Origin of the sequence: Pseudomonas sp. IT-P4 (assembly GCF_949767755.1) — a bacterium.
Classification (GTDB): Bacteria; Pseudomonadota; Gammaproteobacteria; order Pseudomonadales; family Pseudomonadaceae; genus Aquipseudomonas; species Aquipseudomonas monachiensis.
In genome coordinates, this window is record NZ_CATKPX010000029.1 from 1 (window position 1) to 22,259 (window position 22,259).

Consider the following 22,259-nt stretch of genomic DNA (forward strand, 5'->3'; position numbering starts at 1 on the left):
AGACGGCGGGTTTTTTAGAGAAACGGACTTCAAAGCAGGAAGATTGTCGCCAGCCCCAGGAAGATGAAGAAGCCACCGCTGTCGGTCACGGCCGTGATCATCACACTGGCCCCCATCGCCGGGTCGCGCCCCATCTTCGCCAGGGTCATCGGAATCAAGACCCCCATCAACGCCGCGAGCAACAGGTTGAGCGTCATCGCCGCGGTCATCACCACACCCAATGACCAACTGCCATACAACAGGTAGGCAACCACACCGATCACCCCACCCCAGATCACGCCGTTGATCAGCGCTACCGCCAATTCCTTGCGCATCAGACGCGAGGTGTTGCCGGTGCTCACCTGGTCCAGCGCCATGGCCCGAACAATCATGGTGATGGTCTGGTTACCCGAGTTGCCGCCAATTCCCGCCACGATCGGCATCAATGCCGCAAGCGCCACGAGTTTCTCGATCGAACCTTCAAACAAACCGATGACCCGAGAAGCCACGAACGCGGTAATCAGGTTGATCGCCAGCCAGGCCCAACGGTTACGCAGGGATTTCCAGACCGACGCAAAAATGTCTTCTTCTTCACGCAAACCCGCCATGTTGAGAACTTCGCTTTCGCTCTCTTCACGGATCAGGTCGACCATTTCATCGATGGTCAGACGGCCGATCAGCTTGCCGTTCTTGTCGACCACGGGGGCGGAGATCAAGTCGTAACGCTCGAACGCCTGGGCGGCATCGTAGGCGTCTTCGTCCGGGTGGAAACTCACCGGATCGCTGGCCATCACCTCGGAAACCTGTTTGTCCGGATCGTTGACCAGCAAACGCTTGATCGGCAACACCCCCTTGAGGACGCCGTCGTAATCGACCACGAACAGTTTGTCGGTGTGACCCGGCAACTCCTTGAGACGGCGCAGATAACGCAAGACCACTTCAAGGCTGACATCCTCGCGGATGGTCACCATCTCGAAGTCCATCAGCGCACCGACCTGTTCCTCGTCGTAGGACAGAGCCGAACGCACACGCTCGCGTTGTTGCTGGTCGAGGGTCTCCATGAGCTCATGGACGACGTCTCGCGGCAGCTCGGAGGCCAGGTCAGCGAGTTCGTCGGCATCCATGTCCTTGGCGGCTGCCAGGAGCTCGTGATCGTCCATGTCGGCGATCAGCGATTCACGGACCGAATCGGATACTTCAAGGAGGATGTCGCCGTCGCGATCGGCCTTGACCAATTGCCAGAGCGTCAGACGATCGTCCAGCGGCAAGGCTTCAAGGATGTAGGCGACGTCGGCGGAGTGCAGGTCATCGAGCTTGCGTTGCAACTCGACGAGGTTCTGCCGGTGGACCAGGTTCTCGACCCGGTCATGATGCGGGCCTTCCTGGCGGTGAGTCAGGTCTTCTACAACTCGCTGGCGCTGCAGCAACTCGACCACCTGAGCCAGGCGATCCTGCAAGCTTTCCTGCGTTTTCTTTACTTCAACATCGGACATAGGCGAACTCCACTCCCAGCAGCGGGGCACGCCGGAAGGATCAATCAGTCAATTCATGATTGGTGAAACGGGGTACTGAGTAACTACTGGGTAAGTCCATGGAGGTATTCCACAAGCCCCGGCGGGGCTGACGGGCGCAATGATACACCGCCTGACGGTTTTAAACGTTAAAAAATCTCGGCTGAAACAAGCGCTTGCACAACAAACTTGAGCATCGTCCTGATCCTGGAAAATGCGACGACGCTTCCAGAAAAGAAAACACACCTCCTTTTCGAAATTGTAGTCGCTACCCTTGAAAAGGAACGTCACGGAGGACGCCGGGGAGCGTGTAGAGGCAATCATCAATCACCGGCATGAGCCAGCAAGACGCCGAAAGCGCCCTCGGCAAGCCGGACAGGATCAGCATTCGCAATTCGCCCACCAGCTATCGCTACGACAACCAGCGAGATCGCAGCACAGGTGGAGTTCGACGAGAGGGGATGCACGAAAGGAAAAGCCAAATCCCAGACGGCAAAAAGCCCGCATAAAATGCGGGCTTTTTGTTTGTATGGTGCACTCGACAGGATTCGAACCTGTGACCGCTCGGTTCGTAGCCGAGTACTCTATCCAGCTGAGCTACGAGTGCATTTGTGTTTTTATACCAGATCACAACTGGTTGAAGCCAAGTTACCTGCATTGCTGCAACTAACTCTTAAATGGTGCACTCGACAGGATTCGAACCTGTGACCGCTCGGTTCGTAGCCGAGTACTCTATCCAGCTGAGCTACGAGTGCATTTGTTGCCGCGCATTATAGGCCGTCTAATCTCTATGTCAAACACTTTTTCTAGTAATTTCAACAACTTACCGAAGAAGCCAGATTACAACGTACTACGCAAATAATGGCGGAGAACGGGGGATTCGAACCCCCGACACCCTTTTGAGGTGTACTCCCTTAGCAGGGGAGCGCCTTCGGCCACTCGGCCAGCTCTCCGCAACACGGGGCGTATATTAACCAGCTTCTTCCCCGTTTGCAAACATAAAAAACGATAAAAATTAATGGCTTGGTTCTTCGTCCTTCTCTTTCTTGATACGCAGGTAAATTTCTTCCCGGTGAACAGCCACCTCTTTGGGGGCATTAACACCGATGCGCACTTGATTTCCTTTGACGCCGAGCACGGTCACGGTGATTTCGCCATCACCGATAATCAGGCTTTCTGCGCACCGACGAGTCAGAATCAGCATACCTTTCTCCTCACGCATTACATTTCAGGGACAACAGTCTGCAAAAAAAAGGCACTCGACCCACAACCGGAGCGATCGCAGCCCTACATGCCTGAGTATTGACTAGCGCGAGCAAAAGAACAGCCTCGGGGGTCACGCCATTCAAAAAAACAAAAGGCGCGGTCAGACCGCGCCTTTTGGCAAACGCATCACTCGCCCTGGCGGGCCGGTGCGTCCAGTTCGAAAGCTGTGTGCAGAGCGCGCACAGCCAGTTCCAGGTATTTCTCTTCGATCACTACGGAGACTTTGATTTCCGAAGTCGAGATCATCTGGATGTTGATGCTTTCCTTGGCCAGGGATTCGAACATGCGACTGGCCACGCCTGCGTGAGAGCGCATGCCAACGCCGACGATCGACACCTTGGCGATCTTGGTGTCGCCCACGACTTCACGGGCACCCAGCTCGCCAGCGGTCTTTTCCAGCACGGCTTGCGCCGCCTGGTAGTCGTTGCGGTGCACGGTGAAGGTGAAGTCGGTGGTGTTATCGTGCGCGACGTTCTGCACAATCATGTCGACTTCGATGTTCGCGGCACTGATCGGGCCGAGAATCTTGAAGGCAACGCCCGGGATGTCTGGCACGCCACGGATGGTCAGCTTGGCTTCATCGCGGTTGAAAGCGATACCGGAAATGATCGGCTGTTCCATGGTTTCCTCTTCATCAATAGTAATGAGGGTGCCCGGACCCTCCTTGAAGCTGTGCAGTACGCGCAGCGGAACGTTGTACTTGCCGGCGAACTCGACCGCACGGATCTGCAACACCTTGGAGCCGAGGCTGGCCATTTCCAGCATCTCTTCGAAGGTGATCTTGTCCAGGCGCTGAGCCACGGACACCACACGCGGGTCGGTGGTGTAGACACCGTCGACGTCGGTGTAGATCTGGCATTCGTCAGCCTTCAGGGCTGCCGCCAGCGCCACGCCGGTGGTGTCGGAACCGCCACGACCCAGGGTGGTGATGTTGCCGTGCTCGTCGACGCCCTGGAAACCGGCGACAACCACCACACGACCCGCCTTCAGGTCACCGCGAATCTTCTGGTCATCAATCTGCAAGATACGCGCTTTATTGTGCGCGCTATCCGTCAGGATCCGCACCTGGTTGCCGGTGTACGACACCGCCGGCACGCCGCGCTTGATCAGCGCCATGGCCAACAGGGCAATCGTCACCTGCTCACCGGTGGAAACGATCACGTCCAGCTCGCGCGGAACCGGTTGGCCGTCGCCACTGATTTGCTTGGCCAGATCGATCAGACGGTTGGTTTCGCCGCTCATTGCAGACAGCACAACCACCAGGTCATCGCCGGCATCGCGGAATTTCTTAACCTTGTCGGCGACCTGCTCGATTCTCTCGACAGTGCCGACCGAGGTGCCTCCAAATTTCTGTACGATCAAAGCCATTTCAAAGCCGCCTCTGCCCATGAAGGGCGCCCAAATAATCACTCAAACAGCGTCGCGGCCCACCACTAGACTGCGGGCCGCAAGTACTGCCTTATAGACCCTGCTCTACAAACGGAACGGTCAGGGCCAGTGCCGCATCCAGTGCGCCAGCGTCGGTACCGCCGCCTTGCGCCATGTCTGGACGACCACCACCCTTCCCGCCCACTGCCGCAGCGGCTTGCTTCATCAAATCACCGGCTTTGAGTTGGCCAGTCAGGTCTTTGGTTACACCTGCAACCAGAACGACCTTTTCCTCATGGACACTGCCGAGCAGGATCACTGCGCGGCCGAGTTTGTTTTTCAGTTGATCGACCAGCGCCAACAGCGCCTTGCCATCCTGACCGTCCAGACGCACGGCCAGCACTTTCACGCCCTTGACGTCCAGCGCCTGGGCCGACAGATCGTCGCCCGCGGCACTGGCAGCCTTGGCTTGCAACTGCTCGAGTTGCTTCTCCAGCAGACGGTTGCGCTCCAGCACAGCCGACAGCTTGTCGATCAGGTTGTCGCGGCTGCCCTTGACCAGGCTGGCCGCTTCCTTGAGTTGTTCTTCCGCCGCATTCAAGTAGGCCAGCGCTTGCGCACCGGTGACGGCTTCGATACGACGCACACCCGATGCCACACCGCCTTCGCTGATGATTTTCAGCAGGCCGATGTCGCCGGTACGGTTGGCGTGGATACCGCCGCACAGCTCAACGGAGAAATTACCCATGCTCAGTACACGCACGTTGTCGCCGTATTTCTCGCCGAACAGCGCCATGGCGCCTTTCTGCTTGGCGGTTTCGATATCGGTTTCTTCGGTTTCAACTTCGGAGTTCTTGCGAATCTCGGCGTTGACGATGTCTTCCAGCGCTTTCAGTTGTTCAGGCTTGATGGCTTCGAAGTGACTGAAGTCAAAACGCAGGCGCTGACTGTCGACCAATGAGCCTTTCTGCTGAACGTGATCGCCCAGCACCTGGCGCAATGCAGCGTGCAGCAAGTGAGTCGCGGAGTGGTTCAACGACGTGGCGTGACGCACCTCGGCATCAACGTGGGTCTCGACCGGCGCACCGACGATCAGGCTACCCGAATCCAGGATACCGTGATGCAGGAATGCACCGCCGGTCTTGGTGGTGTCGCGCACGTCGAAACGCGCAGCGCCGGCCTGGAGGAAGCCGCAATCGCCAATCTGACCACCGGACTCTGCATAGAACGGCGTCTGATCGAGAACGACCACGCCCTCTTCGCCTTCGCTCAACACGTCGACCGACTGCCCATCCTTATAGAGAGCAACGATCTTGGCGGAACCGCTGTGAGCGGTGTAACCAGTGAACTGGGTATCGACGTCAACCTTGACCAGGCTGTTGTAGTCCATGCCGAAGGAGCTGGCCGAGCGAGCACGCACGCGCTGGGCTTCCATTTCCCGCTCGAAACCTTCTTCGTCGATGGTCAGGCTGCGCTCGCGAGCGATGTCGCCAGTCAGGTCCATCGGGAAACCGTAGGTGTCGTAGAGTTTGAACACCACGTCGCCCGGCACCACGTCGCCTTTGAGTTCAGCCAGATCCTGCTCGAGGATCTTCAGGCCCTGCTCCAGGGTCTTGGCGAATTGCTCTTCTTCAGCCTTCAGCACGCGCTCGATGTGCGCCTGCTGGGATTTCAGCTCAGGGAACGCTTCCCCCATCTCGGCGACCAGGGCCGCAACGATCTGATAGAAGAAGCTGCCCTTGGCGCCCAGCTTGTTACCGTGACGGCAGGCGCGACGGATGATCCGGCGCAGCACGTAGCCGCGGCCTTCGTTGGACGGCAGCACGCCGTCGGCGATCAGAAAGCCGCAGGAACGGATGTGGTCAGCCACGACTTTCAGCGAAGCCTGGGCATCGTTGGTGCAACCGATGGCCTTGGCCGACGCGCTCAGCAGGCTCTGGAACAGGTCGATTTCATAGTTCGAGTGAACGTGCTGCAGCACGGCACTGATCCGCTCCAGGCCCATGCCGGTGTCGACCGACGGCGCTGGCAACGGGTGCAACACGCCATCGGCGGTGCGGTTGAACTGCATGAACACGTTGTTCCAGATTTCGATGTAACGGTCGCCGTCTTCCTCCGGCGAGCCCGGTGGACCACCCCAGATGTCGGCGCCGTGATCGTAGAAAATCTCGGTGCAAGGACCGCACGGGCCGGTATCGCCCATGGTCCAGAAGTTGTCGGAGGCGTACGGCGCGCCCTTGTTGTCGCCGATGCGCACCATACGCTCGGCTGGAACCCCGATTTCCTTGGTCCAGATGTCGTACGCCTCGTCATCGCTGGCGTAGACAGTGACCCAGAGCTTTTCCTTCGGCAGGTTCAGCCACTTGTCGGACGTCAGGAAGTTCCAGGCGTAGGTGATCGCGTCTCGCTTGAAGTAATCACCGAAGCTGAAGTTACCCAGCATTTCGAAGAAGGTGTGGTGACGAGCGGTATAACCGACGTTTTCCAGGTCGTTGTGCTTGCCGCCGGCGCGCACGCATTTCTGGCTGCTGACGGCGCGGGTGTACGCGCGCTTTTCCTGGCCCAGGAAGCAGTCCTTGAACTGGTTCATCCCCGCGTTGGTGAACAGCAGGGTTGGGTCGTTGCCCGGAATCAAAGAGCTGGAGGCTACACGGGTGTGGCCTTGCTCTTCGAAGAAGCGAAGGAAGGCTTCACGGATTTCTGCGCTTTTCATTAGGTTCTTCCACGGAGGCTGCGGCCAAAGGCCTGTTCGAAACGTCAACAGACGAAGCGACGGCAAAGGGCCGCATTATATCGGCCCTGCGCGCGGGGTACAGCGTGTTTATACGATAGAAACGGTCAATTGGAGTGCTAACGCTATCACTTGCGCGAAAAGTCGACGAATGTCGCGACGACCTGCTCGATTTGCGCACGGCTGACGTCCATGTGCGTGACCATGCGCAGACGAGCGGCGGCACTGAGCTTGATCCCCCGCTCGGCGGCAAAGGCCTTGATCGCCTCGGCCTGGTCGCCCATCTGCACGTAAACCATGTTGGTCTGCACCGGCTCGACCTCGAACCCGGCCCCGCGCAGGCCCTCGGCCAGCAACTGCGCGTTGGCATGGTCATCGGCCAGGCGCGCTACATTGTTATCCAGCGCATACAGCCCCGCCGCCGCGAGAATCCCGGCCTGACGCATGCCGCCACCGACCATCTTGCGCAGGCGCCGGGCCTTGCCGATCAGCTCGGCCGAGCCGCACAGCACCGAACCGACAGGTGCGCCCAGGCCTTTGGAAAGGCACACCGAGACGGAGTCGAAATACCGGGTGATTTCCCGGGCATCCACACCCAGTTTCACTGCCGCGTTGTACAGACGTGCGCCGTCCAGGTGCAGTTGCAGGCCATGTTCGCGGGTAAAACTGTGCGCCCGCGCCAGGTATTCCAGCGGCAGGACCTTGCCTTGCATGGTGTTTTCCAGCGCCAGCAGACGGGTACGGGCGAAATGGAAGTCGTCCGGCTTGATCGCGGCGGCAACCTGCGCCAGGTCCAGCGAACCATCGGCCTGTACTTCCAGCGGCTGTGGCTGGATCGACCCCAGCACCGCCGCTCCACCCCCTTCGTACTTATAAGTGTGGGCCTGCTGGCCGACGATGTACTCGTCACCGCGCTCGCAATGGGCCATCAACCCCAACAGGTTGCTCATGGTGCCGGTCGGCACGAACAGTGCCGCGGCAAAACCCAGGCGCTGGGCCAGTTCGGCTTCCAGGTGATTGACCGTCGGATCTTCGCCATACACGTCATCGCCGGTGGCGGCTTTGGCCATCGCGTCGAGCATGCCGGCGCAAGGTTGAGTAACGGTGTCGCTGCGAAGATCGATAACGCTCATGAATCTGGCCTCGGTAAGCAGGGGAAATCCCTTTCAGTCAGGAATTACTGCGGGCATGGCGACGATTAATCAACCCTTGGGCTGGGATAATGCTCACTAATAAAGCGAAATACTCGATAGCAATCATCCAAAAGGGGCCATGCGCACACCGCAAATATGTGATAAAAACGCTGCGCCGCCAAACAATTTGGGCGGCAAAAACGTTCTCAGGGCGGGGTGCAACTCCCCACCGGCGGTAATTGCGTGCAAAGCGCATAGCCCGCGAGCGCTTGGCGACGACGCTGCTTCGGCGGTGGTTGGCGACAAGGTCAGCAGACCCGGTGTGATCCCGGGGCCGACGGTCATAGTCCGGATGAAGAGAGAACGGGATTGACAACAAAGGGCCGTCCGCCGGCATTCGTGCGAGCGCACCCTCAGATCCCCTTCGATTCATAACGCCCTGTTTTTCACACAAACAGGAGTCAGAACATGCAACCCACCGCAATCGACAGCAAAAGCAAACACCATCATGGCGAGCGCGTAGCGTTCATCCAGGCCTGCTGGCACAAGGATATTGTCGATCAGAGCCGTAAAGGCTTCGTCGCAGAAATGATTGCCCAGGGTTATCAGGAATCCGACATCGATTTCTTCGAAGTCGGCGGCGCCTTTGAAATGCCCTTGCACGCCAAGTTGCTGGCCAAGACCGGTCGTTATGCCGGCATCGTCGCCGCAGCCCTGGTGGTGGACGGCGGCATCTACCGCCACGAGTTCGTCGCCCAGTCGGTGGTCAGCGGCCTGATGCAGGTGCAACTGGAAACCGAAGTGCCGGTGTTCTCGGTGTCCCTGACCCCGCACCACTTCCATGCCGGTGAAGAGCACCAGAAGTTCTTCTTCGAACATTTCCAGCATAAAGGCCAGGAAGCGGCGAAGACCTGTGCGGATACGCTGATGAAGATCCGCTCGCTACGTCGCAGTGAGCCGCGTGCGGTAGCGGTCTAACACCGCAAAACCCTGTAGGAGCTGACGGGTGCAACGAGGCTGCGATCTTTTGATCTGAAAAGAACAAGATCAAAAGATCGCAGCCTTCGGCAGCTCCTACAGGGGTTGTGTCAGGCCAGGTTTGCGTCGGTGGTTGGCACAACCAGGATGCCGGCACGCAAACCATTCTTCACCCTGGGGTTCGGGAAGATGATCCGGGCGCCCTCTTCCTCGATGATCCAGCGGGTGTTGGCGATGTCTTCCGCCAGCAGGTAACCCACTTCAAGCTCCGAAAAGTTCTCGATGTCCGCCGGCAGGTTCAGGCGGAAGCTGTCGCTGTGCTTGATGATTTCCCGTGCCACGCTGTACAGCTGCAAACCGTCCAGCGCGTCCTCAGTCAGTTCCGGTTCAGTGCCCTCGATGATCTGCTTGAGGCGCTTCTCCAGCAGCGAGACGTTGACCCCGTCGTTCTGACCGAACGGCCGCGCCTTGCCCAACTCCAGGGTGAAGGCCTCGGCCCCCAGTTTGTCGTAGGTGTAGGAGCTGAACACGATGGACGGTTTGTTCTGCAACAGCACCGCTTCCATGCCGGCAGCACGCAGGCGCGCCAGCTCCTGACGGGAATGCTGGCGGTCTTCTTTCCACGGATACAGGGCGAACTGCTCGATTTTCGAGCCACGAATCGCCGTGTGCAGGTCGTAGTGCAGGCGCTGACGGTCCGGCAGGCTGAAGAAGCTCGCTGCCAAACGCTCCAGTTCACAGGCGCGCAGGGCTTCGCAACCGCTGCTTTGTTCATGACGGCCGTTGAACAGCCGATTGACGTCCTGCTCGACGAAACGCTCGCCTTTGCGAATCGCTTCCGGGTTGCCGAACAGGAACAGAATACGTGCGCGCGGCTTCAAGTCGCCGCGGGCAATGTCGTGCAACAGGCGATCGAGCAATTCGATCGGCGCTGTTTCGTTGCCGTGGATCCCCGCCGACAGCAGCAGGTCCAGGCCATTGTCACGGGCTTCAGGTGGCCGGACTTCCAGCGCACCTTCGCTCAACCAGCGCATGCGCACGCCTTCGACAGTCAGTTGAGTCTTCTCCGCCGGTTCGCGGCCGGCGAGGGTCAGTTCAAGCAGTTTGCCGAGGGCGAGCATAGAGCGGTTTCCTTAGTGGTCGTGGTTGCAATCCGGGCCGTGAACGTGATCCTCGTCGTCGCCGAGTTCAGCCGGTTCCATCTCCAGTTGCAGACTTACCAGATTAGTCGCCAATGGGCGCAACAGCAGGTTTGCGTATTCGGCGTCGCCTTCTTCGACGTCTACGCCGATCAGCAACTGGCCACGGCCGTCCTGCTGGATCCACAGCTCTTTGCCTTGCCACAGGACCGCGACACGGGTGCAGGAAGTCTCCAGTTGCGTGCCGTCAGTGTCTTCAAGGATCAGCTGCAGGGTATCGCTCATGTCTTTACGCTCTCGTTTGAGATGAAGCAGCGCGCTGCCGTAGAAAGCGGCGCGCCGTCGATCAATTGATCTGGAATGGATAAACCGCGCCCAGTTTAAGGATTTGCGTCAGTTCATCCAGTGCCGTCCGGCACTCAAGCAGCAATTGCGGGTCCGCCAGATCGTTTTCGGTCATGCGGTCGCGGTAGTGCTTCTCGACCCATTCGGTCAGAGTGCCGTACAACGGTGCCGTCATGATAACCCCTGGGTTGACGGCCGCCAGTTCGGTTTCGTTGAGTGCGACACGCAACCGCAGGCAAGCCGGGCCACCGCCGTTCTGCATGCTCTGCTTGAGATCGAAGACCTTCACTTCGCGGATCAGGCCGCCGGAGCCGGTCAAACCCTGCAGGTACTGCCAGACACGCTCGTTGCCACGGCATTCTTCCGGCACGATCAACAGCATGGAGCCGTCAGGACGCGACAGCAGTTGGCTATTGAACAGGTAGGAACGAACGGCGTCTTCCACGCTTACTGCGGAGCGCGGTACGCAGACGGACTGAAATTTCCCACCGACCTTGGCGAGTTTGCTCTGCAATTCAGCGAGCATCTTCTCGGTCTCGAGGAACGCGTCCTCGTGATAGAACAGCACTTCACCATTACCGACCGCAATCACGTCGTTGTGAAACACGCCCTGATCGATCACCGACGGGTTCTGCTGGGCGTAGACCACGCCGTCATCGCTCAAGCCGTGCAAACGGGCAACGGCCTGGGACGCTTCGAGGGTCTGGCGCGCCGGGTACTTCTGCGGTGCCGGGTAGCGGGTATCGAACGCGCTGCGACCGAACACGAAGAATTCGACACCGGCTTCGCCGTATTCACGGCAGAAACGGGTGTGGTTGGCCGCACCTTCGTCACCGAACTGCGCCACGGCCGGCAAGGCGGCGTGGTGGGCGAAGTGTTGCTGGTCAGCGAACATCGCCCCCAGCACGCGGCTGGTGGTCGGGTGTTCGATGCTGCGGTGGTATTTGCAGTTGAGGTTGGCGGCGGTGAAATGCACGCGACCATCAGCGGTGTCGGCGCTCGGGCTGACCGTGGCGGCGTTGGCCACCCACATGCTCGAGGCCGAGCAACTGGCCACCAGCAGCGGCATCGCGTCTTTGGCGGCGCGCTCGATCACTTGAGCGTCGGTGCCGCCAAAGCCCAGGCGACGCAGTGCGGCCACATCCGGGCGCTCTTGCGGTGCCAGTACGCCTTGCTGGAAACCCATTTCCATCAGCGCTTTCATCTTTGCCAGGCCTTGCAGCGCCGCTTCCTTGGGGTTGGAAGACTGCTGGCTGTTGCTCTGGGACGCGACGTTGCCGTAGGACAGGCCGCCGTAGTTATGGGTCGGCCCCACTAGACCGTCAAAATTGACTTCATAGGATTTCATCAGCGAGGCTCCACGAGAATCTGTTGTTATAGGCTTCAGTAACTAACTGTTCAGTGCGACCGAGTCGCGGCCTTCGCGGGCAAGCCCGCTCCCACAGGTTCAGCAGTGTTCACAAATTTTGTGTTCGACGCAGTCCTTGTGGGAGCGGGCTTGCCCGCGAATGGGCGTTACGCCATTTTCACGCCAGGCGTAAGGGCCGACGGCATCACCAGGCTCGGCGTTTCCAGCGAGGCCACCGGGTACGCGCAGTAATCAGCCGCGTAGTAGGCGCTGGCGCGGTGGTTGCCCGAGGCGCCGACGCCGCCGAATGGCGCGCTGCTCGCGGCGCCGGTCAGTTGCTTGTTCCAGTTGACGATACCGGCACGGCTTTCCAGCCAGAATTGCTGGTAACGCGCTTCGGAATCCGACAGCAGGCCGGCGGCCAGACCGTAGGCGGTGTCGTTGGCTTCAGCGATCGCCGCTGCAAAATCAGCGTAGCGGATCACCTGCAACAACGGGCCGAACAGCTCTTCGTCAGGACGATCGGCAACGGCGCTCACGTCCAGGATGCCCGGGGTCAACAAGGCCGATTGAGCCTGAGGCTGAGTCATTTCCAGCAGCGCCACGGCGCCGTTGGCCAGCAGATGTTCTTGCGCATCCATCAACGCTTTGGCCGCACCGAGGGAAACCACCGAGCCCATGAACGGCGCCGGTTGCTGATCGAAAGCACCGACCTCAATGGTCGAGCTGACCGCCACCAGGCGCGCCAGCAACGTATCACCCCAGGCACCTTGCGGCACCAGCAAGCGGCGGGCACAGGTGCAACGCTGGCCAGCGGAGATGAACGCCGACTGAATGATGGTGTACACCGCGGCATCGAGGTCAGCGACCTGATCGACCACCAGCGGGTTGTTACCGCCCATTTCCAGCGCGAGGATCTTGTCCGGACGACCGGCGAACTGCTGGTGCAGGTGATTGCCGGTGCGGCTGGAACCGGTGAAGAACAGACCGTCGATTCCCGGGTTCGCCGCCAGGGCGATGCCGGTTTCGCGAGCGCCTTGCAGCAGGTTCAATACGCCTGCTGGCAGGCCAGCCTCGATCCAGCACTTGACCGTCAGCTCGGCGACTTTCGGTGTCAGTTCACTTGGCTTGAACAGCACGCTGTTACCGGCCAGCAGTGCCGGCACGATATGGCCGTTCGGCAGGTGACCCGGGAAGTTGTAAGGACCAAACACCGCCACCACACCGTGGGGCTTGTGGCGCAGCACTGCGGTGGCGTCGCCCAGCGGGCCGCTCTTCTCGCCGGTACGTTCGCGGTAGCTCTGCACCGAGATGGCAATCTTGTTGACCATGCTGGTGACTTCGGTCGCCGCTTCCCACAGGGGTTTGCCGGTTTCTTCGCCGATGGTATGAGCCAGTTCGTCAGCGTGATTCTTCAGCGCAGCGGCAAAGGCTTCCAGCACCGAGATACGCTCTTGCAGGGTACGCCGCGCCCAGTCCGGGAACGCCTGACGCGCAGCTTGCACAGCCGACTCGACTTGACCGGCGGTGGCGCCAACGCCGGACCACAGCACCTGCTGGGTCACCGGGTTCAGCGATTCGAAGGCTTCGCCCCCACCTGCCAGCCATTCACCTGCAATGTAAAGCGACTTCATTATTTCGACTCCCGAGCAGCGGACAACGCCACGGCGCGTACTTGGTCGCCAGCGTTGAGTTGAAGACGTTTGGCGGTCTGCGGATCGACCACCAGGGTACCGGCGGCCAGACGTGCCGGCGCAGCAGTGATGCGGCAGTCCTCGCGCTTGCGGTTGTGAATGATAAATGGCGTGGCATCGTCACCCGGCGTGCCGACGGCCAGCACCAGTGCCTGGCTGTCACGCACGGCGCGGATCTTGCCGGTTTCGCACTCGATCGCAGGACCTGCGTCGAAAATGTCGACGTAGCCCTGGTAGCTGAAACCTTCGCTCTTGAGCATGGCCAGCGCCGGCTCGGTGTCCGGGTGAACCTGACCGATCACGTTGCGCGCGTCCGGCGACAGGAAGCAGGTGTACAGAGGGAATTTCGGCATCAGTTCGGCGATGAACGCCTTGTTGCCGACACCGGTCAGGTAGTCAGCCTGGCTGAATTCCATCTTGAAGAAGTGCCGCCCCAGGCTTTCCCAGAACGGCGAACGCCCGGCCTCGTCGGAAACACCGCGCATCTCGGCAATGATCTTGTTGCCGAACAGTTGCGGGAATTCGGCGATAAACAGCATCCGCGCCTTGGACAACATGCGGCCGTTGAGGCCGGTACGATAATCGGCGTGCAGGAACAGCGAGCACAGCTCGGAGTTGCCGGTCAGGTCGTTGGCCAGGAACAGCGTCGGGATTTCGCGATAGATGTTCAGCTCTTGCGAAGCGCTGACCGTCAGACCGACCCGGAAGTTGTACCAGGGCTCACGCAGGCCGACGGCGCCGGCAATGGCGGAAATACCCACCACGCGACCGTCGTCATCTTCGAGCACGAACAGGTAGTCCGCATCGCCCCGCCCGGCTTCGCCGCGAAAGGTCTTCTCGGCCCAGCCGACCCGATGGGCCAGCCGCTCTTCGTTGGCCGGCAAGGTGGTCAGGCCGGTGCCGGTGCTGCGGGCCAGGTCGATCAGAGCGGGTAAATCGCTGCTGCGTACGGGACGAACGATCATGCTATCTCCTCAAACGGGCCGCTTGCGCCACCCGTGAAACTTCGCTGCTTTCTAAACAAGCAATCAGGCCAGGCCGCTGTTAAACCGCCACCAGGCGCACGCTGGCACCCTCGCCGACGCCCAGGGCTTCGGCCGCTTCCAGGTCCAGGGTCACCGGTTTGCCCGGCGCGTAATCGAGCTCGAGCATCACAGCGCGGTAATCCTGCAACTGGGCATTGGCCACCAGATACTGGCGACCGACACCTTTGACCGGTTCGCCGATCTTCACCGGCACCACACGGCTCTGGGCGATCGAACGGATCCCCGAGACACGGGCATGCAGGGTCGGGCCACCGTCGAAAATGTCGATGTAGTGATCGGTCTCGAAGCCTTCGCGCATCAGGATGTCGAAGGTGATCTGCGCCCGCGGGTGCACCTGGCCCATGGCTTCCTGAGCGGAGTCCGGCAGCAGTGGCACGTAGATCGGGTAATGCGGCATCAGTTCGGCGAGGAACGTACGGCTTTTCAGCCCGCACAGACGCTCGGCCTCGGCGTAGTTGAGGTCGAAGAAGTTGCGACCGATGGCATCCCAGAATGGCGAGTCGCCGTTTTCATCGCTGTAACCGACGATCTCGGTCACTACGGAATCGGCAAAACGCTCCGGATGGCTGGCCACGAACAGCAAGCGGCCACGGGAGTTGAGCTCCGACCACGGCGAACCCACCAGCTCGCGCTGCACATAGAAACTGGTCAGCAAGCTGTTGCCGGTCAGGTCATGGCACTGCGAGAGCACGTGGATCTTGTTGTGAATCTTCAGCTCGCGGGAAGCGTGCACGAAGGTTTCGTTGCGAAAGCTGTAGAACGGCTCGGAGTAACCGGCCGACGCCACGATGGCCGAGCAACCGACCAGCTTGCCGGTGGCGGAGTCTTCGAGGACGAAGAAATAGCTTTCCTCACCGTTGAAACTCACTTCGGCGGCGAACGAGGCTTCGCTTGCCGCGATCTTGTCGCTCAGGCGTTCAACGTCATCCGGCAAGGAAGTAACACCAATCGGACTGTCCGCAGCCAGACGCTGTACCTCGCCCAGATCAGCCATTTGCGCGGGGCGCATCACCAGCATGGTGTCACTCCTTAATCTCAGAACTTACAGAAAAAAATCCCGGGCCATCTCCGCAGGAGACTGTGGGAGCGGGCTTGCTCGCTCCCACATTTGATCCGGCCCGGAACAAAAATTGGGTTCGACGCCTGACTTGCAGGCGTCGAAGGGTCTATCAGGCTTGCGTCAGTTTTGCCGCGGCACGTTCGAAGCGGTCCAGACCGGCATCGATATCGGCGTCTTCCACCACCAGGCTCGGGGCGAAACGCACCACGTCCGGGCCGGCTTGCAGAATCATCAGGCCTTCTTGCTCAGCGGCGTTGAAAATGTCCTTGGCCTTGCCTTTCCAGGCATCGCTCAGCACACAGCCGATCAACAGGCCCAGGCCACGGACCTGGGTGAACAGGCCGTACTTCTCGCCGATCTGCTCAAGGCGGGCCTTGAACTTGTCATGCTTGGCGTTGACACCAGCCAGCACCTCAGGGGTGTTGATCACGTCGATCACGGCTTCGGCGACAGCACACGCCAGCGGGTTGCCGCCGTAAGTGGTGCCGTGGGTGCCGACGACCAGGTGCTTGGCCAGGTCTTCGGTGGTCAGCATGGCGGCTATCGGGAAACCACCGCCCAGGCTCTTGGCGCTGGTCAGGATGTCCGGGATCACACCGTAATGCTGGTAGGCGAACAGGTGGCCGGTACGGCCCATGCCGGTTTGCACTTCGTCGAACACCAGCAGCGCGTTGTGCTCGTTGCACAGATCGCGGGCGCCTTGCAGGTAGGCCAGTTCGGCCGGCAGAACGCCACCCTCACCTTGAATAGGCTCCAGGACCACGGCGCAGGTCTTGTCGGAAACGGCAGCTTTCAACGCGGCCAGATCGTTGTACGGCACGTGGGTGATGCCGGTGATCTTCGGACCGAAGCCATCGGAGTACTTCGACTGGCCACCGACGTTCACGGTGAACAAGGTACGGCCGTGGAAGCTGTTGAGCGCGGCGATGATTTCGTACTTCTCGCTGCCATAACGGTCGAACGCGACACGACGGGCCAGCTTGAAAGCGGCCTCGTTGGCTTCGGCGCCGGAGTTGCAGAAGAAAGCGCGCTCGGCAAAGGTGGCGTCGACCAGCTTGTGTGCCAGGCGCAGGGCCGGCTCATTGGTGAACACGTTGGACACGTGCCACAGCTTGTTCGCCTGCTCGGTCAAGGCACCGACCAGCGCCGGATGGGCGTGACCCAATACGTTGACGGCAATCCCGCCGGCAAAGTCGATCAGCTCGCGGCCGGACTGGTCCCAAACGCGGGAACCGGCGCCACGCACAGGAATGAATGCGGCAGGCGCATAGTTGGGAACCATTACCTGATCGAAATCGGCGCGTTGTACCGCAGCGTGCTCAACGGACATCGGAGTCTCCTGAAGAGAAAACACTCGCCTGAAACTGGCGAGCTTGGTGAGGATTGTAAGGACAGTTTTCAGCCCGGCCTTGCCGCCAAGCGACAACTTCTTATAGCGCAAACCCCGGATTTTCCCGGGTTTACGGCAATGCGACATATAGGGTCGCAAAGGCGCAGTTTAACTGGCGGCGGACGTTTGCGGCAGGCTTGCTGCGCTGTAACGCCTGCCAATGGCCCGAGTGCGGTAAATATGTACCGCACAGCGTCCAGGTTCGCGGGTTTTCCTAGTGGCCTTTCAAAACCAACGGCCACTGCCCCCATGATTACCGAATCCACTGCCACTATTGCCTGCGACGCTTTCAGGCCGGACGCTCATTTCCAGCATCTGCAGAATGTGATCCCCCCTTGGCTGCGCCAGGCGGCGCCTCACAGACGCGAGGCGCTGCGCAACATCACTCCCACTCTGCCCGCCGGACTAAAGGCGGCATCGAAACATCACCACACGAAACTCGCCAGGCTGATCGCCCGACAGATCTCCAGCCAGAATCAGGTCGACAAGGCACTGGCCAACCTGCAAAACCCCGCGGATTTCGCCAAGCCGCTGCTCCAGGCCGAAATCAAGCGCCGCTTCGGCCTGGATCTGAATGTGCGCGAAACGTTTTTGCGCCTCTACCTGCCTGATCACCTGCCGTGGTTACGCCTGAAGTCAGGCGCTGCGCGCACCTGGACGGTATCGCTGCTGGATGCCGCACTGCACAATTTCGAAAGTGCCGAGACCCTTGCAGATGCCTTCGAACCCGCCTCGACGTACATCACCGCGCCATCCTCCAACGGGCAATTCCTGACCTTGCCGCAGATCCTGGAAAAGATGCCTGTCACGGTCTTTACCGCCATGTGCCGGGAGCTGGACATCGGCCAGCGCTATAAAACCTATCTGGAAGACAATCTGAGTATCGGCAATCCGGTGGACTCGGCGCTGCTGCGAGGGAAAATCCGCGACAGCCAGAAATCCGCAATCACCGCTGCATTGCACCTGGCGCAGATGCAAAAAAACCTGGGCAGCGACACCCACAGCCTTATTCTCGGCCTGCTCGACAACCTGCCGCAGCACAAGCAGCCATGGCGCTGTCATGACCTGAAGATCCTCAACGCGAGCCTCACCGGCATCCTGCTGTTTGCCCCGGACCTGGACCGCGCCCGGGAAGTGGTTCGCGTGGTGGCTTATATACCGGGCGACCCCGAACAGCCGATCAAGGAATACCCCTCGTCTGCGGCCTTCGCCGAAGAACTGGCCCGGCGTCTGCTCGACCCCGCCTATCAACAGTTTTTCAGTCGCTTCATTAACCATGAAGATCGCGGTCACTTTTTCGCACAGCTGAACCAACTGCTTGTCCCGATCACCTGGCAACCGGTCCGGCCAGGCGATCCTCGTCCGACCTGGCGGCAACAGCCCAACCCGCGCGCGGACCTGAAGATCGTGGCAACGCCTGTCACAGCAGAACTGTGGACTCACCTCTACCAGAGCAAGCTCAACAAAATCCTCAACGATGCGCGGGTGATCGCGGTGTCCACTGCAACGGTCGACCAGAAAGCTCGCTGGGCGCTGTGGGATTCCTTCACGGAGATCGCCTCGGCACTGCTGAACATCGCCGCTTTCGTGGCACTGCCATTCGTGCCGTTTCTCGGCGAACTGATGCTCGGCTACATGGCCTACCAGTTGCTCGACGAAACCTTCGAAAGCGTGGTCGACTGGGCCGAGGGGCGGAGTCGCGAGGCCTTCGGGCACTTGATGGGTGTGGTGGAGTCCGCAGTGCAACTGGGGACCTTTGCCGCAGGAGGGGCGATCGCCGCCGGCGAATTTCGCTCGGTATTGCCCCGGGAGATCGTTGAATTCATCGACGGCTTCAATACGGTAAAACGGCCAAACGGCGACACCCGCTACTGGCAGCCCGACCTGACCGGCTATGAACACCCCTCGGCGTTACCCAAGGATGCAAAACCGAATGAACTGGGCCAGCACCCGTATCAGGGCAAAAACCTGCTACTCCTGGAAAACAAGCACTACGCCGTGAGCAAGGATCCACTAACCGGCGGGTACCACATCGACCACCCCTCCCGCCCTGACGCCTACAAACCAAAACTGCGACACAACGGTGCCGGTGCCTGGCAAACCGAACTCGACCAGCCGTTGAGCTGGGACCAGGCCACCGTACTGCACCGTGTCGGCCCGGACATGCAGCGATTTTCGGCCAGTACTCGCGAACGCATCCTCAGCATCAGCGGCAGCCACGAAGATGTCCTGCGCAAGATGCACGTGAATACCGGGCGGGTACCGCCGCTATTGGCCGACACACTCAAACGCTTCGGGATCGATCAGGACATACAGACCTTTATCGATCAGATCGGCAGTGACCAGCCGGAGCACTTCCTTAAGGCGGATCCGGTGACACAGCTGGAACTGCTCAATGAAAACGGTTACTGGCCGGCAAACAAAGGCCTGCGACTGATCGACAAAAAAGCGCAAACCCTTTGGCAAAGCCCGGCGCCCGATGTACCCGTGGTGCAAATCGATACCACCCGCCTCACCGACGGCGACCTGCTGAAAACCTTTCTCCAGACCCTGTCGGACAGCGAAGCCAGAACGCTGATGAGCGAAGAATTCGGCCACCCCTCCCCAGGCCTGGAAAAGCGGGTGCAGCGATTGCGCAAGATACTCGCGCGGCTTGCCGAACAGAAACGGCAAAGCCTGTTCGATCAACGTTACCGCAGACTCGAACGTGGCGCTCGCGCGGCCATACAAGTGGTCATGGATGCCGAGCCCGGATTGCCACGCAGCGTTGCACAAGCGATTGTGGACACGGCAAGCGATCAGGAACTGCAGCAGCTGAAAAACTCAATCCTTGCCCCTCGCCTGGTCGAGTTGAGCCGGGAGGCCGGATTGCAAGTACGGGTGACACGCGCCTACGAGGGGCTTGATTTGCCATCGACCGAGAACAACCTCGACACCGACCGGCTGGCCTTGCACACCCTGGAAAAACTGCCGGGCTGGACGGCAGAGCTACGACTGGAAATCCGCCAGTACGCCCATGAGGGTCCGCTGATCGACAGCCTTGGCCGTATCGACGCGCCCCTGCGTAAAGTGCTGGTGCTCGGAGAAGAGGGTTCCTATCAGCCCTTCGATCATGACGGCGAAGAACTCAGCGGCATGGGCTCGCTCTACACCTGCCTGCTACAGGCCATGCCGGACAGCGAACGGGCGGCCTTGAATCTGAATATCGGTGAAGGTGAACGGCTCAAGCAGCTGATTCGCCAGCACGCCTTGAGCCGCGATGCATTGCGCGCACTGCTGATTCAACACCCCGACCTCAAACCCACCTACGACCCAAAAGTGATGCGCTTGCTCGGTGGCGGTGACGGGTATCGTCAAATGCCACGCAACACACCCACCTTGCAAGGTCGGGCACAGACACTGTTTCCCCATCTATCCGCCGAAGAACTCGACGCCTTCATCGAACGCTTGCAACTGCATCCCGGCGGACCGCGAGCAGAGCTGAGTCGACTCATGACTCAACACACGCAACTGCTGGAGGCACTTTCATCCTGGCGAGAGGAAATTCCGCTGTTCATTCCAGACACGCAAATCAGGATCACGCCCGGGCAGTTCGCTGCGCAACAGCAGGTCCGCCGTCAATTCACTATCGATCTGGCCGACTGTTGGCGCCAGCAATGGACCCTTCCCGAAACGACTCTTGAAACAGTCGACTTCAACTTCTCCCAAGCCATCATTGGCCAATTGCCAACACTGGACACCGACTTCAGCGGCGTCACAATGCTAAGGCTCGATGGTGGTAGCGCCACGCGGGGCCTGCACGAGTTTCTGCGCGGCTTTACCGGCCTACGCATCCTGAAACTGCGAGACTTCAACCTTGGCCGCTTGCCAGACACCCTTCCATCGCTGCGACTCGAAGAGCTCATTCTGAGCAATTGCTCGATCACCCTCAGCCCCGAAAGCCAGCTCGGGCTCGAGGGCCTGCATCAGTTGACCACTTTGGACTTGTACAACAACCCCTTGGGCCTGACACCCGATTTCGGCAGCATGCCGGACTTGAACTACATCGATTTATCGCAGACGGGCATCACTGAACTACCGCGCAACTTGCTGACTCGTCCGCGCCTGCGCACCGCCCTACTCAATGATAACCAGATCAAAGAGTTGCCCAGCGCACTGTTCACGCTGCAACAACGCACCCAGGAGGGTTTCGACCTGGCCAACAATCCGTTTTCCAGCGCAACCCGTGAACGCCTCAAACAGCACTTCCAACAGACCCATCAGGACTTCGGTATCTTTGCCGAGCAAGCAGATATCGACCGCACCCAGGCGCTGTACCCCATGATGGACCAGGAGGACGCCAGCAAATTCGTGTTCCTGCTCCCCGGCACACTGGACGAGGGGCGAATCGCATTGACCCGCCTGGAAGCCGAACTCACCACCCTTGAACACGACCTGTCGGCCTGGACCGGCAATATTCCGGCCGTCCACCCCCACAGCAATCAACCGTTCACTGCCCAGCAACTGCTGATCGAACATTCGACGCGGGACGCATTCAGAGAGTCCGTGCTGCGCTGCTGGCGCCGGGAAACCGATCCAGTGAACCTCAACGACTCGCTGCAAGCGACAACTTATGACCTGAGCCTGAACACGTGGATTACCGGTCACCTTCCGACACTTAGCGCAGATTTCAGCCATGTTTCTCTGGTTTACCTGGAGAGCGAGAGTGGCCTGACTTCGGGTGTCACGGGGTTCCTTGAGTGTTTCCCCAAACTCAAGACCCTCGTTATCAACGACTTCAGGCTGGGCAATATCCCGGAGGCGATCTTCCGGATGAGCGATTTGAGCTCGCTCAATCTCCCTGACTGCAACATCACCCTGACCCCGGAGTCGGTCCTGAACCTGGCCGAGATGGCCCGCCTGGAATTCATCGATTTGAGAAACAATCCGCTGGGGCTGGCTCCGGATATCAGCCAGATGACGGACCTGGCAACCCTGCAGCTGGACAACTGCGGGCTCCCCGAATTACCCGCCGGACTGATGCAACTCAAGAGCCTGGAAATCGTAGACCTGAGCGGCAACACGATCAGCCAGATACCCGCCGACCTCCTCGAAATGCCGTTGGAGGTCGCCGAAAGCATCAGCCTGCGGGGTAATCCGCTCTCTGAAGAAAGCCTGCAAATCCTGCTTGAGTACTTCAGGTTGACCAGCGTCGACTTCGGGGTTCAGGAAGTGATTGATCGGGCAGAATTGGAGATGTCGACTTCCGAGGCGTCCGAACCGGAAGACTGA

The 22,259-nt window shown here is 59.9% G+C and carries 14 protein-coding genes, 3 tRNA genes, 1 pseudogene and 1 riboswitch; of the genes and pseudogenes, 3 read left to right on the forward strand and 15 right to left on the reverse strand.

Going from position 1 to position 22,259, the window contains the following annotated elements:
• Positions 1–29: 29 nt before the first annotated feature.
• Positions 30–1,472, reverse strand: a complete 1,443-nt coding sequence (gene mgtE / locus ACM6IT_RS11740; RefSeq protein WP_056724156.1) for a magnesium transporter — start codon at positions 1,470–1,472, stop codon at positions 30–32.
• A gap of 335 nt (positions 1,473–1,807) precedes the next feature.
• Between mgtE and ACM6IT_RS11745 the strand changes: the two are divergent.
• Positions 1,808–1,994, forward strand: a pseudogene (locus tag ACM6IT_RS11745) (cell envelope protein SmpA); the annotation flags it as partial.
• A 26-nt stretch (positions 1,995–2,020) separates the two neighbouring features.
• Here ACM6IT_RS11745 and ACM6IT_RS11750 read toward each other — a convergent pair.
• The 7 genes from ACM6IT_RS11750 to ltaE form a co-directional block, all read right to left on the reverse strand.
• Positions 2,021–2,097 (reverse strand) — tRNA-Arg (locus tag ACM6IT_RS11750).
• Between the two features lie 71 nt (positions 2,098–2,168).
• Positions 2,169–2,245, reverse strand: a tRNA-Arg gene (locus ACM6IT_RS11755).
• Between the two features lie 107 nt (positions 2,246–2,352).
• Positions 2,353–2,443 (reverse strand) — tRNA-Ser (locus ACM6IT_RS11760).
• Between the two features lie 62 nt (positions 2,444–2,505).
• Positions 2,506–2,694: a carbon storage regulator CsrA gene (gene csrA / locus ACM6IT_RS11765; RefSeq protein ID WP_002554426.1), complete on the reverse strand. Its 189-nt coding sequence runs from the start codon at positions 2,692–2,694 to the stop codon at positions 2,506–2,508.
• Between the two features lie 188 nt (positions 2,695–2,882).
• On the reverse strand, positions 2,883–4,124 hold the full coding sequence (locus ACM6IT_RS11770) for an aspartate kinase (RefSeq protein WP_007971040.1): 1,242 nt from the start codon (positions 4,122–4,124) through the stop codon (positions 2,883–2,885).
• 91 nt (positions 4,125–4,215) lie between these two features.
• A complete protein-coding gene (gene alaS / locus ACM6IT_RS11775; protein ID WP_414918040.1) occupies positions 4,216–6,837 on the reverse strand; it encodes an alanine--tRNA ligase in 2,622 nt (873 codons plus the stop codon).
• Between the two features lie 146 nt (positions 6,838–6,983).
• Complete coding sequence (gene ltaE, locus ACM6IT_RS11780; RefSeq protein WP_414918041.1) at positions 6,984–7,988, reverse strand: low-specificity L-threonine aldolase; 1,005 nt, start codon at positions 7,986–7,988, stop codon at positions 6,984–6,986.
• 198 nt (positions 7,989–8,186) lie between these two features.
• Positions 8,187–8,357: riboswitch (FMN riboswitch) on the forward strand.
• Between the two features lie 99 nt (positions 8,358–8,456).
• Between ltaE and ACM6IT_RS11785 the strand changes: the two genes are divergently transcribed.
• Positions 8,457–8,966, forward strand: coding sequence for a 6,7-dimethyl-8-ribityllumazine synthase (locus tag ACM6IT_RS11785; protein WP_223541278.1), 510 nt, complete (start codon positions 8,457–8,459; stop codon positions 8,964–8,966).
• A 110-nt stretch (positions 8,967–9,076) separates the two neighbouring features.
• Here ACM6IT_RS11785 and astE read toward each other — a convergent pair whose 3' ends face one another.
• From astE to ACM6IT_RS11820, 7 genes are all read right to left on the reverse strand, one after another.
• On the reverse strand, positions 9,077–10,087 hold the full coding sequence (gene astE / locus ACM6IT_RS11790; protein ID WP_056724150.1) for a succinylglutamate desuccinylase: 1,011 nt from the start codon (positions 10,085–10,087) through the stop codon (positions 9,077–9,079).
• Between the two features lie 12 nt (positions 10,088–10,099).
• A complete protein-coding gene (locus tag ACM6IT_RS11795; protein ID WP_046042326.1) occupies positions 10,100–10,390 on the reverse strand; it encodes a hypothetical protein in 291 nt (96 codons plus the stop codon).
• A gap of 61 nt (positions 10,391–10,451) precedes the next feature.
• Positions 10,452–11,798, reverse strand: coding sequence for an N-succinylarginine dihydrolase (gene astB / locus ACM6IT_RS11800; RefSeq protein WP_056724148.1), 1,347 nt, complete (start codon positions 11,796–11,798; stop codon positions 10,452–10,454).
• 167 nt (positions 11,799–11,965) lie between these two features.
• Positions 11,966–13,435 (reverse strand): succinylglutamate-semialdehyde dehydrogenase, encoded by a 1,470-nt coding sequence (gene astD, locus ACM6IT_RS11805; RefSeq protein ID WP_414918067.1) that lies wholly within the window; start codon positions 13,433–13,435, stop codon positions 11,966–11,968.
• Complete coding sequence (astA, locus tag ACM6IT_RS11810) at positions 13,432–14,457, reverse strand: arginine N-succinyltransferase (protein ID WP_056724145.1); 1,026 nt, start codon at positions 14,455–14,457, stop codon at positions 13,432–13,434. Before astA ends, astD begins: the two co-directional genes overlap by 4 nt.
• Before the next feature lie 79 nt (positions 14,458–14,536).
• The gene (gene aruF / locus ACM6IT_RS11815; RefSeq protein ID WP_046042322.1) at positions 14,537–15,556 is read right to left on the reverse strand and encodes an arginine/ornithine succinyltransferase subunit alpha; all 1,020 of its coding nucleotides are present in this window, start codon (positions 15,554–15,556) and stop codon (positions 14,537–14,539) included.
• A gap of 151 nt (positions 15,557–15,707) precedes the next feature.
• Positions 15,708–16,928, reverse strand: a complete 1,221-nt coding sequence (locus tag ACM6IT_RS11820) for an aspartate aminotransferase family protein (RefSeq protein ID WP_414918042.1) — start codon at positions 16,926–16,928, stop codon at positions 15,708–15,710.
• A gap of 309 nt (positions 16,929–17,237) precedes the next feature.
• On the opposite strand from ACM6IT_RS11820, the gene ACM6IT_RS11825 reads away from it, so the two are divergent.
• Positions 17,238–22,259, forward strand: coding sequence for a dermonecrotic toxin domain-containing protein (locus tag ACM6IT_RS11825; protein WP_414918043.1), 5,022 nt, complete (start codon positions 17,238–17,240; stop codon positions 22,257–22,259).

Bases quoted from the DNA above. Each gene is read 5' to 3' on its own strand.
- ltaE (WP_414918041.1), bottom strand. From the start codon at position 7,988: ATGAGCGTTATCGATCTTCGCAGCGACACCGTTACTCAACCTTGCGCC.
- astE (WP_056724150.1), bottom strand. From the start codon at position 10,087: ATGCTCGCCCTCGGCAAACTGCTTGAACTGACCCTCGCCGGCCGCGAA.
- aruF (WP_046042322.1), bottom strand. From the start codon at position 15,556: ATGCTGGTGATGCGCCCCGCGCAAATGGCTGATCTGGGCGAGGTACAG.
- ACM6IT_RS11795 (WP_046042326.1), bottom strand. From the start codon at position 10,390: ATGAGCGATACCCTGCAGCTGATCCTTGAAGACACTGACGGCACGCAA.
- ACM6IT_RS11785 (WP_223541278.1), top strand. From the start codon at position 8,457: ATGCAACCCACCGCAATCGACAGCAAAAGCAAACACCATCATGGCGAG.
- astB (WP_056724148.1), bottom strand. From the start codon at position 11,798: ATGAAATCCTATGAAGTCAATTTTGACGGTCTAGTGGGGCCGACCCAT.
- ACM6IT_RS11770 (WP_007971040.1), bottom strand. From the start codon at position 4,124: ATGGCTTTGATCGTACAGAAATTTGGAGGCACCTCGGTCGGCACTGTC.
- ACM6IT_RS11825 (WP_414918043.1), top strand. From the start codon at position 17,238: ATGATTACCGAATCCACTGCCACTATTGCCTGCGACGCTTTCAGGCCG.
- alaS (WP_414918040.1), bottom strand. From the start codon at position 6,837: ATGAAAAGCGCAGAAATCCGTGAAGCCTTCCTTCGCTTCTTCGAAGAG.
- csrA (WP_002554426.1), bottom strand. From the start codon at position 2,694: ATGCTGATTCTGACTCGTCGGTGCGCAGAAAGCCTGATTATCGGTGAT.
- ACM6IT_RS11820 (WP_414918042.1), bottom strand. From the start codon at position 16,928: ATGTCCGTTGAGCACGCTGCGGTACAACGCGCCGATTTCGATCAGGTA.
- astA (WP_056724145.1), bottom strand. From the start codon at position 14,457: ATGATCGTTCGTCCCGTACGCAGCAGCGATTTACCCGCTCTGATCGAC.
- mgtE (WP_056724156.1), bottom strand. From the start codon at position 1,472: ATGTCCGATGTTGAAGTAAAGAAAACGCAGGAAAGCTTGCAGGATCGC.